Source organism: Fluviicola sp. (assembly GCF_029266855.1).
Lineage (GTDB): Bacteria > Bacteroidota > Bacteroidia > Flavobacteriales_D > Crocinitomicaceae > Fluviicola.
In genome coordinates, this window is the sequence record NZ_JAQSWB010000007.1 from 86,605 (window position 1) to 99,433 (window position 12,829).

Genomic DNA, 12,829 nt, shown 5'->3' on the forward strand with positions numbered 1-12,829 from the left:
AAAAGTGAATCAAATATAGTTTCTTTCATTGAGACTAGAATGATTATTTTTGACCAATATGAAATTTATGCGAAAAACAGGATTACACTCTTTATTATTCGTTTCCGGGTTGCTTTTACTCCAATCCTGTTCCGATGATCTGTTGGAGGTTGATATTTCTGGAAGTACTTATCAATTGGAAAGCATTCAACTGGACAGTACGATTAAACACACTCCTGAAGAAAGATTAGATTCGAAAGTCAGCGAGTTATCTCAAAAAATACCCGAGATCATCGATTATCAATTCTATTACTGTTACAAAACGGGCTTGCCCAAAGACAGTGTATTCCAGGTAAACTGGGCAGACCTGACCCACAATCCGTATTACAAAAGGTTGTCTGAAAGAATCGATGAAAAATTTCCAACCCCTGCTGATTCAAAAAAAATCATCGAGGATGGTTTCAAACGCATTCATATTCACCTGCCTGAAGCTAAACTGCCGAAAACAGTGGTTTTCATGAATTCCTTTTTCTCCTCCAGCATGTACTGTACAAAGAATGAAATCGGAGTTGGATTGGAACGTTACCTGGGATCAAATACCGATGTAATAAAAGAACTTCCGCCTGATGTTTTTTATGAATGGATCAAAGAAGCCATGGAGCCGGAATACCTTGAACGGGATGCGCTTTGTGCCTGGATCATGACTCATATATGTGAGCCCGGAAAAGACATGAATAACATGGAAGCAATGATCCAGTGGGGAAAGATCCTGTATCTCACAAAAGCGGCTTTACCCCAACTGGAGGAACACATCCTGCTCAGATATAATGCTGCGGATTATCAGTGGGCACTAGACCATGAGCGCTCTTTTTGGGAATCCATCGTAAAACAAAATAAGCTGTTCATCAAAAGTGAGACCGACCAGGCTGCATTTTTACAGGAGGCACCGTTCACTTCGGGCTTCGATCAAAAAGGTCCGGATCGGCTCGGACAATTTTTAGGATACCGGATTGTTTGCAGTTATCTGGAACAATATGATGTAACTTTACAGGAACTTCTCAAAAAACCTTACAACGAATTATTATCAGAATACGAAATAGAGGACTAGGCAACAGTACTCAGGCAATAGTTGCAGATACTCTTGTTTGACATACACAACTTTGTTCTCGAATAACTAATTTTGCAAAACATTCATAACACAACAAAAATGGAAGAAGAAATAGTAAGCAAACAATCTTCAATAACTGTTCAAATTGGGCTTAACGCAAACAACTTACCTTTAGAAATGCACTGGACCGCTGATGATGGCGGAATTACAAATGCCCCGGCAAAAGCAATGATGCTTTCCTTGTGGAATCCGGAAGACAACAATACGATGAAAATTGACCTTTGGACAAAAGATATGTCTGTTGAGGAAATGAAACAGTTCTTTCATCAGACGCTGCTTACAATGGCTGATACTTTCGAAAAAGCAACTGGTGAAAATTTGATCTCCGAAGATTTAAGGGATTATTGCTACCACTTCGCAGAGAAGATGGATATATTGCCAGAGAAATAATTAGACTTTAAGACTTCAGGATTTTAAGATCTTAGGACTTAGTATCCGCAAATAAAAAAGCCTTTGGAAATCCAAAGGCTTTTTTGGACTCAGATCCAGTCCTAACATCTTGATGTCTTAATATCCTGAAATCTATTTCACCAATACCATTTCGTCCACCAAATGCTTCGCGCCGCAATACACGTCTATTACCCACATAACATAGCGGATATCCACCACAATGTTTCTGCAGCGATTCGGGTCGAAGTAAAAATCACTCATTGTACTTTCCCAGCTTCTGTCGAAGTTCAATCCCATCAGATTCCCGTTCGCATCCAGGACAGGAGATCCCGAATTCCCACCGGTTGTATGATTTGAACCTGTAAAGCACACCCAAAGCTCTCCGTTTTGGGAATAATTCCCATAATTCTTTGCCTTATACAAATCGATCATGCGCTGATCCAGGTCAAAATCCGGATTCCCGGTACTGTGCTTGTCGATCATTCCTTTAAGCGTCGTATGCTCGGTATAAGCCATTCCATCCACTGGGGCAGAACCTTCCAGTAAACCATACGTCACGCGCAAAGTAGAGTTTGCATCCGGCCAGTTCTTTCCATCAGGGAACATTTTTAATTTCCCCTCAACAAAATCTTTCAGCAAAGCATCCATCTCAATATTGTAGTCATTTGAACCTGCAGCGATTTCGCTGCGCATCAGAGAAAAGCTTTCCACAAACAATTTGTATCCGGGATCTTTTGCCAGTTTTGAAAAGGACTTTTCCGTTAACTTGCTTAAGAAGGCAACATATTTTTCCTTGTTTACAAAAATCGATTTTGAATAAATTGCCTCTGAAAGCTTTGCGTTATTTAAAGATGGAACAACAAATCGCTGGTCCAGGTAATTTTTGAAAGTTGGTGTCAGAACGTCAAAGATTCCCTTATCTACATTTACATCGTAATTCTTAAAGAAATTATCGGCGCCTTTGATCATCGCCTGAACTTTTGCATCCAGTTCATTGGTCGCACGGTATTTGCCATAATTTCGTTCCAGGTCTTCCATGCCTCTTGCGAGACGGAAATACTCAGGCCCCACGAACAGGTATTCGACAAACAAGGTGTAATTGAATTCGTAGACTCCTTTCTCCTCAACCAATTTATTCATCCGGTCAATTAGCGGTCCATAACGGTTCCATTCATCCTTTGAATTTGCTTTTGCAATGTATTCCGCTTCAAATTTCTTCTTTAAGGAAACAGCATCCAATTGTTTCAATCCGTCGATCTGACCGATGTATTTTTTCCACGCATTTGCTATGCGGGCTTGTTTTGCCATGTATTGAATCCGGGTTAAATCGGATTTGGTCATTGCTTCATTGATCACACCCAGGCTTTTCGTACGCATATCGATTTCCATCGGTCTTTGTTTCTCGATATAATACTTCAGGTTTCCGGATGTCAAATGCTGTTCGGTTTGTCCGGGGAAACCATAAACCATTGTGAAATCTCCCTTTTTTCTGTCGTTGAAAGCAATCTTCAAATGTTTGATCGGAGTATAGGGAACATTTTCCGTGCTGTAATCAGCCGGTTTATTGTCTTTACCTGCATAGATACGAAAAACAGAGAAATCGCCCGTATGTCTTGGCCAAACCCAGTTATCCGTATCGCCACCAAACTTTCCGATAGAACTTGGAGGAGCCCCCACCAGGCGCACATCCTTGAAAACTTCCTTTACCATCAGGTAAAAGCTGTTTCCGTAATCAAAAGCCTGAACATCTGCCTGATAATGCGTGCCTCTTGTTGCGTCTTCAATCAGTTTCTGCATGTTTCTTTTCAGGACCTCCCCGATCTTATTTCCATCTTCCAATCCCTGGATTCCAAACATCATCGCTTCCGTAACGTCTTCAATGCGAACGATCCGTGTAGCAGTGAGTCCGGCATTCGGAAGTTCATCACTAAACTGTTTCGCCCAAAAACCGTTTTTCAGGTAGTCGTGTTCTGTCGACGAATGTCTTTGAACAGCATCCAAACCACAGTGGTGATTGGTCAGCAGCAATCCTTTTTCCGAAACCAATTCGGCAGTACATCCACCGCCAAAATGCATAATTGCATCCTTCAGGGAAGCATTGTTAACAGAATAGATATCCGCAGCCGAAAGTTTCATTCCTTTTGCCTTCATATCAGATTCGAAAGCCTGAAGCAAAGAAGGAATAAGCATACCCTCTTCTGCACGAAGAGCAAAGCTTAGAAATACTATAAAACCAACCAAGTAATTTTTCATATTCACAATTTTGGTCAAATATACCAATACCCTGCCAAAACGTGTTGTTAGATTCAACCCTTTTTCGCATTTTTGCTTTGTGGAATTTATCAGTTTAATTTTTCGACTGGGAGTCATATTAGCGATTTTCAGTTTCATTTGGGGAATTTTAAAATTCGGATTTGTCTTGCTTCGCGGTGGTGTACCAATGTCCTACCCGCTTGGATTGGCTTTTAAAACCCTTCAGTATTTACTTATTGCAGATGTAGCAATTCTTTTCTGTACGGATAATCCCAACGGAAACCTGTCTACTTCCATTACTACTGGACTCATTTTACTGATGTATTTTATCGGAAAGGTCCAGAATATGCAATTCAAGGCAATGATGTCGATTCAAATCCAGGGAAGAAGGCTGACTGAAGGTCCTAAACCCAAAATGGGCATGGAATTCGGAATTGTTGCACTGGCTATGGCCGTATTCGGGTTCCTGTTATGGAAACCTGAATTTGCGGCAAATACCATTTCCAACTGGTTTTACAAAAGTATTATAGATATTGAGAGCACACCGATCTTCGGGTTCATATTCAAGATCGTCGGTTTTTTCTTTACCATCGGAATGCTGCTTCGTATGTTCAATGCCTTGAGTGTAATCTTTTCAGGAAAAGCTTTCGGAAGAAACCAGAACCACGATCAAAATCCAAACCGCCGTAACGATAGCCGGGATAATGATTTCGACGATTACGAAGAGGTAGAATAGGATCACTCAAAATTATTGCCCACGGAGAGCACAAAGAACACTAGGAGAATCGGTCATTCAATCTCCACCTTCGGTGTAGCCTCCTTATTATTAAACCGCTAGAGAAGAAAAAGGACGCAAAGTTTATGCATATCCTCCGCGCTCTTACATTCTTTGCGGTTCAATTAACCTAATTTTTATCACTAAGAAAGCGAAGTAATGTCTAAGAAATCTGCAACGGTGGATTAATACAGGTACTAAAACCGGGAACGAATTACATTCTTTTCAATAGATTCAGGATCTGCGGAACCAGTAAGTGATTTCCGTCATTTTGAATCACCAGGTCGGTCAGTTTCATTTTTTCTTCTTCTGGCATTTGTGCATTGAATCGCGCCTGAACCTGCTGGTCTGACAATTGATCGCGTTCTTTCACGCGTTTCATCCGGACTTCTTCGGGGGCACTCACTAAAATAACACCATCGAATAGTTTATAACTTCCGGTTTCAAACAACAAGGCCGATTCCTGGAATACGACGGGTGATTTTTGCTGTTTTACCCAGTTTTGGAAATCTGCTCTTACAGCCGGATGAACCAATTCATTCATGGCTGTTCTTTTGGAGTCATCCCGGAAGATCTGAGCTGCGATATAAGGGCGGTTTAAGTTTGAATCCTGGTAAGCTTCTTCTCCGAATAGCTTTTTCAGATCTGCAATCAGTGGCTGGTCCTCCTGCATGATCTCTTTTGCCCGCTGATCAGATGAGTACACGGGATATCCCATCAATTGTAAGATCCTGGATACAATTGACTTTCCGGAACCGATCCCTCCTGTTATACCGATTGTTTTTGGCATAAAAAAAATCCTCCGTTAGCTGACGGAGGATTCAAATTAAATTTCTTCTACTTCAATGATATTGAAAGGCAAGCTGATAATTGCCTGGTAGTCCTGGCCAGCTTCTTCCATATCTTCATCATCTTCCTCAAAAAACCAGTTCACTACAACTTTGGTTTTAGAACCGGAAATAGCTTCCAATTTTTTAAACAAGTCCAAAATGCACTTGGAAGAAGAGGTGTTAAAATATTCCAGTTTCACATCAACAGATGTTTCTCCGATAGGATCCTTTCCATAGGCATCGATCCAATCATTCAAGGGTTTGTAAAATTCCACTGAGTTTTCAGGAATAGAACGACCTTTCAACTCAAGTTTTCCAGTAGCGGCATCAAAATGGATCGAAGGTGTTTTTGCTGATCCTTCTAGGTGTAAATTTTCCATATTCTTAATTAATCGATTTTTATGTTCAAACAGAAAAAACTATTTACATCATTTATTGGTAAAAACTGGTATTCCAGTTTATTCCCTGATTTTCTTGCAATATCAATCATTCCAAGACCTGCTGTTCCTTTCTCCGACAGGGTTCCGTTACTCAGCACTTCCTGATAATATTTTTTTAATTCGTCTTTATCCATTCCATTGATCGTATCCAAACGCTTTTCCAGGTCAAGAGCGCTTTCCTTATCAATGTAATTTCCGGTTCTGATGACAAAATGATCATCCTTCTTCGCGATCATGAATAAGGCGGATTTCACCTCGATTCGCGTCATGTTCCGGTCTTGTTCTTCATTGGAATCAATATGATGATAGAGGTTTTGCAAACATTCAACCAGAACGTTGAAAACTTTCTTCTTCAATTTCGGGGATTCGTCCATGTAATCCATTTTCGACTCCATAATCGAAAGTACAGATGATAACAATTCCGAAGTGACTACACCTTTAAACGACAACAAGATATTTTCTCGTTCCATTGTCTGGTATAGTTCGTAGATATCGTTTTTTATCATTGTTAGTTTTCGAAGTGCAACAAATATAATAATCCTATCGAACTAAAATTGCTATTCGCCGAAAAAAATGAGCAGATGGTAGAATTATCAATTGGGATTCATTAACTGAGTACCTGCCCAACTTTCAGCCCTAAAAACCCTTGTGATTCTTACAAGTTTTTGTACTTTTGCAACAATGATGCATTTAGACAAGCAAAAGGAATGGTTCTCAACGTGGTTTGACTCCCCGTTCTATCATGTGTTATACGATGAGCGAAATGAGCAGGAAGCCAATGAGTTTTTGAACAACCTGGTAGCATTACTCAATCCCGAACCTGGAGCAAGTGCTTTGGACCTGGCTTGCGGCGCAGGAAGGCATTCCAGGGCTTTGGCTTCACACGGATTAAAAGTTTCGGGCTGCGACTTGTCTCCCAACAGCATCGAAGAAGCAAAAAAACATTCGGATGCGAGTCTCACTTTTTTCGTGCACGATATGCGTGAAAAACTGGATGATAAGTATCAGTATATTTTCAACCTGTTCACCAGTTTCGGGTACTTCGAAGATATGAGTCAGAATGCCCTGGTTCTGAAAAGCGTACACGATGCACTTATTGAACCGGGAATACTGGTGATCGATTTCATGAATGCCCACAAGGTTGTCAGGGATCTGCGTTTTCGCCAGGAAATCAAAAAGTGTGATATCCTGTTTCACATCAAAAAGGAGGTCGTTAACGGAAGGATCATTAAAACGATCGCTTTTGAGCACGATGGTAAATCCTATTTCTTCCAGGAAAAAGTGCAAGTCCTCGAGCTTCGTGATTTTCAAAAATTACTGTCGGATGCACATTTTGAGATTCTGCAATTGGCCGGAAATTACAAACTGGAAGCTTTCGATCTGGAACAATCTGACCGTTTAATACTTATTTGCCAAAAGAAATGAGCGAATTAATCATGACCATTTTCTTTTTGATCCTATCCGTTCTGATAGGTGGATTCCTTGTGGTTTTCCTGGAAAAAAAGAACCAGGCTAAGTTCATCAAACTTTCCCTCGCCTTTAGCGGAGGTTTTCTGCTGGCAATTGCTTTTATTCATTTCTTACCCGAACTATATGCCGAACAACATACTTCGATCGGAGTTTGGGTCCTGGTGGGCTTTCTAGTACAGTTATTCCTGGAATATTTCTCCGGCGGAATTGAGCACGGACATATTCACGCACATGCCAATAAAAAGATTCCTTATGGCCTATTGATCTCACTGAGCATTCACTCCTTCATAGAAGGAATCCCTTTGGCAAATACGGATTTACATGCCCATGATCACGATCACCTTATCGGGCATCACCACGATTCACTTTTACTGGGAATCATCCTGCATCAGTTGCCGGTTGCAATTGCATTAATGACCTTGTTACGAAAATCCCTGATCAAATCCAGTACTTCCTGGATCTTACTGATCGTATTCGGTTTGATGACACCGCTCGGACTCATATTCGGGACACTTATCCCAATGGATTCATCGATTCCGTTTATGGATATCCTGCTGGCACTGGTAGTTGGAATGTTTCTTCATATTTCCACGACGATTATTTTTGAAACGAATGAAAATCATCGCTTCAATCTTGCCAAGCTTACCGCCATATTATTGGGTGTCGGTTTGAGTGTCGGTTTGATATAATTTTTAATTTCACATAAAAAATCAACATGAAAATACTCTTCTCACTTATACTTATCATTTGCGGAATAACACTATTCGCTTTTAAATCTTTTGAATTCACTTTATTGCTTAATGGGTTTTCATGGACAATGTCCAAACTATTGCCTTACCTGACTTTGGCAATCGGTGGAATCCTACTGGCTTATTCTTTCTCAAAAGGATTTAAGATCAAATCCCGGATTGCCAGGTTACTGATCGGGCTGATCCTTTTCGCAGCTCCGTTTGCAGTCGGATTTGCCATGCACCCGATTTTTGAAGGTGATTTCAGCTCCGAAGGCACAGAAATAAAAGAAAGCACCGTTAAAGCGGATGAAAAGTATGATTTACTGATCGTCACAATTCCCGATTGTCCTTTTTGTATGGAATCCATTACCCGTTTAAAATTGATCAAAAAACGCAACCCAAACATTCAAATGCTTTTTTCCGTTTGTACCAGAGACGAGCAAAAAATAAGCTTGTACAGGGAATTGATAGCCGGGGATTTCGACATCGAACTAGCAAAAGATATCGAAGCATCCGTGAAATTAGCCGAAGGACATTTCCCTACATTCGTACAACTGAAAAAGGGACTTCCGGTATACAAATGGTCGAACGATCAGTTTGGTGCAGGTGCTCTGGATAAAATGGAGGCTGAGGTAAAATAAGATTCAACGAAATACGCTTTGCGGATTTAATTTCTGCTTTTCACTGAACGATCATCAGGTAAGATGTCGTTAGAATATGGAATATCCTGTAATCAGTGATTTATGTAACTTATTACTCAATTAATAGCATACCTTCACCGAAGGCGAATATTCTTTCGCTATTAATCCAACTTTATGATAAATAAGTTACCCTCAATACTTACAGGTATTGCTATGTGGGCGTTCGTATCTACGACTGATGCACAAGCTCCCACTCTTGGCACTGCCGCAAACTTTTCACTTTTCTCTACTTCAGGTGCCGTAACCAATACAGGTTTGTCACAAATCACGGGCAATGTTGGCTCGAACAATGGTCCGGTAACCGGCTTCGGTAATGTAAATGGTACCATGCACAATGGTGATGGTGCTACTGCTCAATGTGCTGCAGATCTTCTGGCTGCATATAACCAGCTTGACCTTGCCGTTACTACCAATTCGCCGGCAGCTTCATTGGGAAGTGGACAAACACTTTTCGCAGGAGTTCATTCGATTTCAGGAAACACAACTATTAACGGCACACTTACCCTTGACGGACAAAACGATCCGGATGCAGTATTTATTTTCAGAATCCAGGGAGGAACTTTATCTACCGGGGCAGCAACGAAAGTGAAGCTTATTAATGACGCAAAGGCATGCAACGTTTTTTGGAAAGTTGAAGGAGCGGTGAATCTGGCTTCGGGAACGTATATGTGCGGAACGATCATTGCAAACAATGCCGCAATTGACATGACAATCGGAGATACTCTTCAGGGACGCGCACTTTCTACGGCAGGTGCAGTTACGCTCAACGGAACGATGGCTTACACGCCGATTGGATGCGGAAGCCCTGCACTCAATGGTCCTACTGCACCTCAACTCGGTGCAACTGCCTGCTACGGTTTATTTTCTTCCACCGGTGCTATTGCCAATACGGGAACAACGTATGTTACCGGAGACGTTGGTAGTAATACGGATGCACCGACTGGCTACAACCCCGCATTTATTGATGGAATGCTTCACACTGTTCCGGATGGTTCTACGGCACAATGTGCTTCCGACCTGCTTTTAATGTACAATTATGTCAACGCACTTCCTTATGATATCGAGTTGTTGTATCCCGCACAGTTTGGACACAACCTGGTTTTAACTCCGCATACATACTTAATGGATGCTGCAGCTACATTGACAGATACTTTGTATCTCAATGCAATGGATAATGCAGATGCAGTATTTATCATCCAGGTAAATGGAGCACTCACGACCGGTACAAATTCGAACATCGTATTAATAAATGGTGCACAATCGAAAAATGTTTACTGGAAGGTAGAAGGCGCAGCGGATATCAGTACCAATTCCATCTTCAGAGGAACACTTATTTGCAACAATGCAGCAATCGGAAATTCCGGTGTTCTGCTTGACGGCAGAGCTCTAATAACCGCAGGGGCCTTATCTACCAATTCATCCATAGCTATTGCAACGATGATCCCGACGAATTGTGCGACTTTAGGACTTACTTCACTTGAAGATGCAAATATCATTTCGGTTTACCCGAATCCCTTTACGGATTATACAACAATCGAATTCGCGGATGAAAGTCTTGTGAACAATTCGGAACTGCATATCTACGATATGCTTGGAGCAGAGCAATTAAAAACTGTAATTACAGGTAAGAAAACAAACCTGGAAACAGACCGCTTACCTTCCGGGGTTTATTATTACAAACTGATGAATAACGGTGTGACTGTTCAGACAGGAAAACTGACTGCTCAATAACACTCAGTTACTAACTAATTCGAGAAGCCATCCTTTGCAAAACAAAGGGTGGTTTTTTATTGGTCTTTTGTTTGAATTTTTGTAATCAGAAGAGTTAATAATCTTTCGATACTTTAAACCTGGAACAAGCAGAATAGTAACATCACCACTTCAATTCAACACTCAGGCATTCATTTGGAGACGCTGTGAACGTTCCCTCAAAATGTAAAGTCCCGGTTTGTGACCGCGCTTCATACTGGTATACTTTTGTTTCAGTTTCGGTATAGTTGGTTGGTATAGTTAAGTTATTTCCACCGCAATCCGCACCTATTTTCCAGTCTGAAACGTTGATTTCTCCTACAGCCTGGTCATCCACATAGATGTGCAGGGTTGTCACACCATAACTTACCAAAAAATTGGAAGTGCTCTGGTTAAACCAAAAGGATACACGTGATTCAAATTCACAGCTTCCATCATCCTTTTTTGCTTTCGAACTGTGATTGGTTGCAGTATCATAAGTACATCCTTTTCTTTTACAGGAATAAGATGTTGACAGAATTAAAAGACCTAGTGCAATAATAAAAAGTTGTTTCATGATATAAGTTGTTAAGCGGTTCAAATTTAATATTTTATCCTTACGAATTGCTTCTCACTAAATCCTCCAAACAATCAATAAACCTCGGATGATCATTGGAGCTGGGAACCAACTGCACTTTTTCTCCTCCATGTTCCTCAAAGATCTCCTGGTATTCACCACCGATCTCAATCAGGGTTTCCAAACAATCCGCCACAAATGCAGGGCTAAAAGCAAGCACGCGTTTCTTTCCTTCTTTTCCCCATTGTTCGATAACCTTATCCGAAAAAGGCTGGATCCACTTTTCATCCAAACGCGACTGAAAACTTACAACATACCGGTCTTCAGTTAATCCAAGTTTAGCGGCAATCAGGCGGGTTGTCTCATAGCTGGTAGCTTTGTAACAGAATTTATTCTCCTCCGTAATTCCTTTTTCACAATCATGATCGGAACAAAGACCGGAATCATATACTTTATCAACTTGTCTTTCCGGCAAACCATGGTATGAAAACATGATCTTATCATAAGATGCAATATCAAATTCTTTTGCCCTGTCTACAATGGAATCAATATATCCTTCGTGATTATAAAATTGGGAAATGATCTTAACATCAGGAATCACCCACCATTTTTTAATGATTTCCATTGCTTTTTCCACAGCCGAACCGGTCGAAGCGCTTGCGTATTGGGGAAATAACGGAAGAATAATAATTTGCTCGTAATTCGCCAAACGCATACGTTCCAAAACAGAGTCCATGGAAGGATTCTGGTAGCGCATAGCCATTTCCACGGTCACATCTTCCGAATCAAATCGTTTTTGGAGCAGGCGTTTTACTTCTTCCGTGTAGGTTAAAAGCGGTGATTTTCCCTTACCCAGGTCCCAAAGCTCTTTATAGATCTTCGCTGATTTTGGAGTGCGGAATGGAACGATGATCCCACGAACCAGCAGTAAGCGGGAGAAAAACGGGATGTCAATGACTCTGGGATCCATTAAAAATTCTTTCAGATAGCGGCGAACATCACTGTTTTTCGGACTATCCGGAGTTCCCAACTGAATCAATAATACACCGATTTTTTTACTCATCACATTTGTTTAAAAGCACTGCAAAAGTAACACAAAAGCAAAGACCAAGAACTGATGAATATCATTCTTTGCAAAGATGATTTAAGAATAAACTTACACGCTGTTATTTCATTTTTTTTCACCACAAATACGCAAATATTTTGGCTGTCTACCGATCAGCCAGATTTCTTAAAGCAGTCCATTTTGTGTTCTATCTTCATAATTTACCTAGTAAGAATGACTCTTTTATATTGCAATTTGGACGGTTTAAAATTGACAATCAAGCCAACTTCCATACCCGATACAGCCAAATAGTTAATTAGTTGATCATAGTGTGCATTGGCTATTTCGGATACACATTTTGATTCAAGGATAATTGTGTCAAATACTACAAAATCAGCAAAAAACTCATGAGGTAAAACAATATCTTTATATCTTACCTGATATCTGACTTCACGAGCATAAGGAATGTGATTTTTTCTTAATTCGTACTCTAAAGCATCTTTGTAAACAATTTCAGAAAAACCAGTTCCTAAATGGTTGTGTACTTCCATACAGCATCCTATTATATCGTAGCATTCTTCTTTCAGTAAATAGTGTTCCATACTCTTTAATTTAAAAAAAAAGATCAAATCAAAAACGATTTTCTTTAACATTTTTGACTTTGGAACTTATTGGAGGCAACCGGTAGGTGACTCTTTTTTATTTGCGTATTTGTGGTAAGATATACACCTTCGATTCTAAA

General features: G+C 40.5%; 14 protein-coding genes. 7 read left to right on the forward strand and 7 right to left on the reverse strand.

Annotated elements, in window-relative coordinates; all coding sequences use genetic code 11:
- Window positions 1-67 precede the first annotated feature (67 nt).
- Both K0S23_RS14125 and gldC read left to right on the forward strand, forming a co-directional pair.
- Window positions 68-1,087, forward strand: coding sequence for a hypothetical protein (locus tag K0S23_RS14125; RefSeq protein ID WP_300358624.1), 1,020 nt, complete (start codon window positions 68-70; stop codon window positions 1,085-1,087).
- A gap of 99 nt (window positions 1,088-1,186) precedes the next feature.
- Window positions 1,187-1,537, forward strand: coding sequence for a gliding motility protein GldC (gene gldC, locus K0S23_RS14130; RefSeq protein ID WP_300358626.1), 351 nt, complete (start codon window positions 1,187-1,189; stop codon window positions 1,535-1,537).
- Window positions 1,538-1,669: 132 nt separating this feature from the next.
- Here the strand turns inward: gldC and K0S23_RS14135 are convergent, their stop codons facing one another.
- Window positions 1,670-3,790, reverse strand: coding sequence for a S46 family peptidase (locus K0S23_RS14135; protein ID WP_300358628.1), 2,121 nt, complete (start codon window positions 3,788-3,790; stop codon window positions 1,670-1,672).
- A 79-nt stretch (window positions 3,791-3,869) separates the two neighbouring features.
- Between K0S23_RS14135 and K0S23_RS14140 the strand changes: the two genes are divergently transcribed.
- Window positions 3,870-4,526 carry a hypothetical protein gene (locus K0S23_RS14140; protein ID WP_300358630.1) on the forward strand — a complete coding sequence of 219 codons (657 nt, stop codon included), beginning with the start codon at window positions 3,870-3,872 and terminating at the stop codon, window positions 4,524-4,526.
- A gap of 253 nt (window positions 4,527-4,779) precedes the next feature.
- Here K0S23_RS14140 and coaE read toward each other — a convergent pair whose 3' ends face one another.
- From coaE to K0S23_RS14155, 3 genes are read right to left on the reverse strand one after another with little or no spacing between them, the layout of a single operon-like run.
- On the reverse strand, window positions 4,780-5,355 hold the full coding sequence (gene coaE / locus K0S23_RS14145) for a dephospho-CoA kinase (RefSeq protein ID WP_300358633.1): 576 nt from the start codon (window positions 5,353-5,355) through the stop codon (window positions 4,780-4,782).
- Between the two features lie 36 nt (window positions 5,356-5,391).
- Complete coding sequence (locus K0S23_RS14150; protein WP_300358636.1) at window positions 5,392-5,775, reverse strand: DUF1987 domain-containing protein; 384 nt, start codon at window positions 5,773-5,775, stop codon at window positions 5,392-5,394.
- A gap of 8 nt (window positions 5,776-5,783) precedes the next feature.
- Window positions 5,784-6,341, reverse strand: coding sequence for a SiaB family protein kinase (locus tag K0S23_RS14155; protein ID WP_300358639.1), 558 nt, complete (start codon window positions 6,339-6,341; stop codon window positions 5,784-5,786).
- 175 nt (window positions 6,342-6,516) lie between these two features.
- Here K0S23_RS14155 and K0S23_RS14160 point away from each other — a divergent pair, with 175 nt between their 5' ends.
- From K0S23_RS14160 to K0S23_RS14175, 4 genes are all read left to right on the forward strand, one after another.
- Window positions 6,517-7,260, forward strand: a complete 744-nt coding sequence (locus K0S23_RS14160) for a class I SAM-dependent methyltransferase (protein WP_300358642.1) — start codon at window positions 6,517-6,519, stop codon at window positions 7,258-7,260.
- Complete coding sequence (locus K0S23_RS14165) at window positions 7,257-7,994, forward strand: ZIP family metal transporter (protein ID WP_300358645.1); 738 nt, start codon at window positions 7,257-7,259, stop codon at window positions 7,992-7,994. The genes K0S23_RS14160 and K0S23_RS14165 overlap by 4 nt, the downstream gene beginning before the upstream one ends.
- Window positions 7,995-8,020: 26 nt before the next feature.
- Complete coding sequence (locus K0S23_RS14170) at window positions 8,021-8,677, forward strand: hypothetical protein (protein ID WP_300358647.1); 657 nt, start codon at window positions 8,021-8,023, stop codon at window positions 8,675-8,677.
- A 174-nt stretch (window positions 8,678-8,851) separates the two neighbouring features.
- Entirely contained in the window at window positions 8,852-10,468 is a 1,617-nt protein-coding gene (locus K0S23_RS14175; RefSeq protein WP_300358650.1) for an ice-binding family protein, read from the forward strand.
- Window positions 10,469-10,610: 142 nt separating this feature from the next.
- Here K0S23_RS14175 and K0S23_RS14180 read toward each other — a convergent pair whose 3' ends face one another.
- From K0S23_RS14180 to K0S23_RS14190, 3 genes are all read right to left on the reverse strand, one after another.
- The gene (locus tag K0S23_RS14180; RefSeq protein ID WP_300358653.1) at window positions 10,611-11,042 is read right to left on the reverse strand and encodes a hypothetical protein; all 432 of its coding nucleotides are present in this window, start codon (window positions 11,040-11,042) and stop codon (window positions 10,611-10,613) included.
- Between the two features lie 40 nt (window positions 11,043-11,082).
- On the reverse strand, window positions 11,083-12,105 hold the full coding sequence (gene hemH / locus K0S23_RS14185) for a ferrochelatase (protein WP_300358655.1): 1,023 nt from the start codon (window positions 12,103-12,105) through the stop codon (window positions 11,083-11,085).
- 203 nt (window positions 12,106-12,308) lie between these two features.
- On the reverse strand, window positions 12,309-12,689 hold the full coding sequence (locus K0S23_RS14190; RefSeq protein WP_300358657.1) for a GxxExxY protein: 381 nt from the start codon (window positions 12,687-12,689) through the stop codon (window positions 12,309-12,311).
- Window positions 12,690-12,829 lie beyond the last annotated feature (140 nt).

Bases quoted from the DNA above. Each gene is read 5' to 3' on its own strand.
- K0S23_RS14135 (WP_300358628.1), bottom strand. From the start codon at position 3,790: ATGAAAAATTACTTGGTTGGTTTTATAGTATTTCTAAGCTTTGCTCTT.
- K0S23_RS14150 (WP_300358636.1), bottom strand. From the start codon at position 5,775: ATGGAAAATTTACACCTAGAAGGATCAGCAAAAACACCTTCGATCCAT.
- K0S23_RS14175 (WP_300358650.1), top strand. From the start codon at position 8,852: ATGATAAATAAGTTACCCTCAATACTTACAGGTATTGCTATGTGGGCG.
- gldC (WP_300358626.1), top strand. From the start codon at position 1,187: ATGGAAGAAGAAATAGTAAGCAAACAATCTTCAATAACTGTTCAAATT.
- K0S23_RS14170 (WP_300358647.1), top strand. From the start codon at position 8,021: ATGAAAATACTCTTCTCACTTATACTTATCATTTGCGGAATAACACTA.
- hemH (WP_300358655.1), bottom strand. From the start codon at position 12,105: ATGAGTAAAAAAATCGGTGTATTATTGATTCAGTTGGGAACTCCGGAT.
- K0S23_RS14160 (WP_300358642.1), top strand. From the start codon at position 6,517: ATGATGCATTTAGACAAGCAAAAGGAATGGTTCTCAACGTGGTTTGAC.
- K0S23_RS14190 (WP_300358657.1), bottom strand. From the start codon at position 12,689: ATGGAACACTATTTACTGAAAGAAGAATGCTACGATATAATAGGATGC.
- coaE (WP_300358633.1), bottom strand. From the start codon at position 5,355: ATGCCAAAAACAATCGGTATAACAGGAGGGATCGGTTCCGGAAAGTCA.
- K0S23_RS14125 (WP_300358624.1), top strand. From the start codon at position 68: ATGCGAAAAACAGGATTACACTCTTTATTATTCGTTTCCGGGTTGCTT.
- K0S23_RS14180 (WP_300358653.1), bottom strand. From the start codon at position 11,042: ATGAAACAACTTTTTATTATTGCACTAGGTCTTTTAATTCTGTCAACA.
- K0S23_RS14165 (WP_300358645.1), top strand. From the start codon at position 7,257: ATGAGCGAATTAATCATGACCATTTTCTTTTTGATCCTATCCGTTCTG.
- K0S23_RS14155 (WP_300358639.1), bottom strand. From the start codon at position 6,341: ATGATAAAAAACGATATCTACGAACTATACCAGACAATGGAACGAGAA.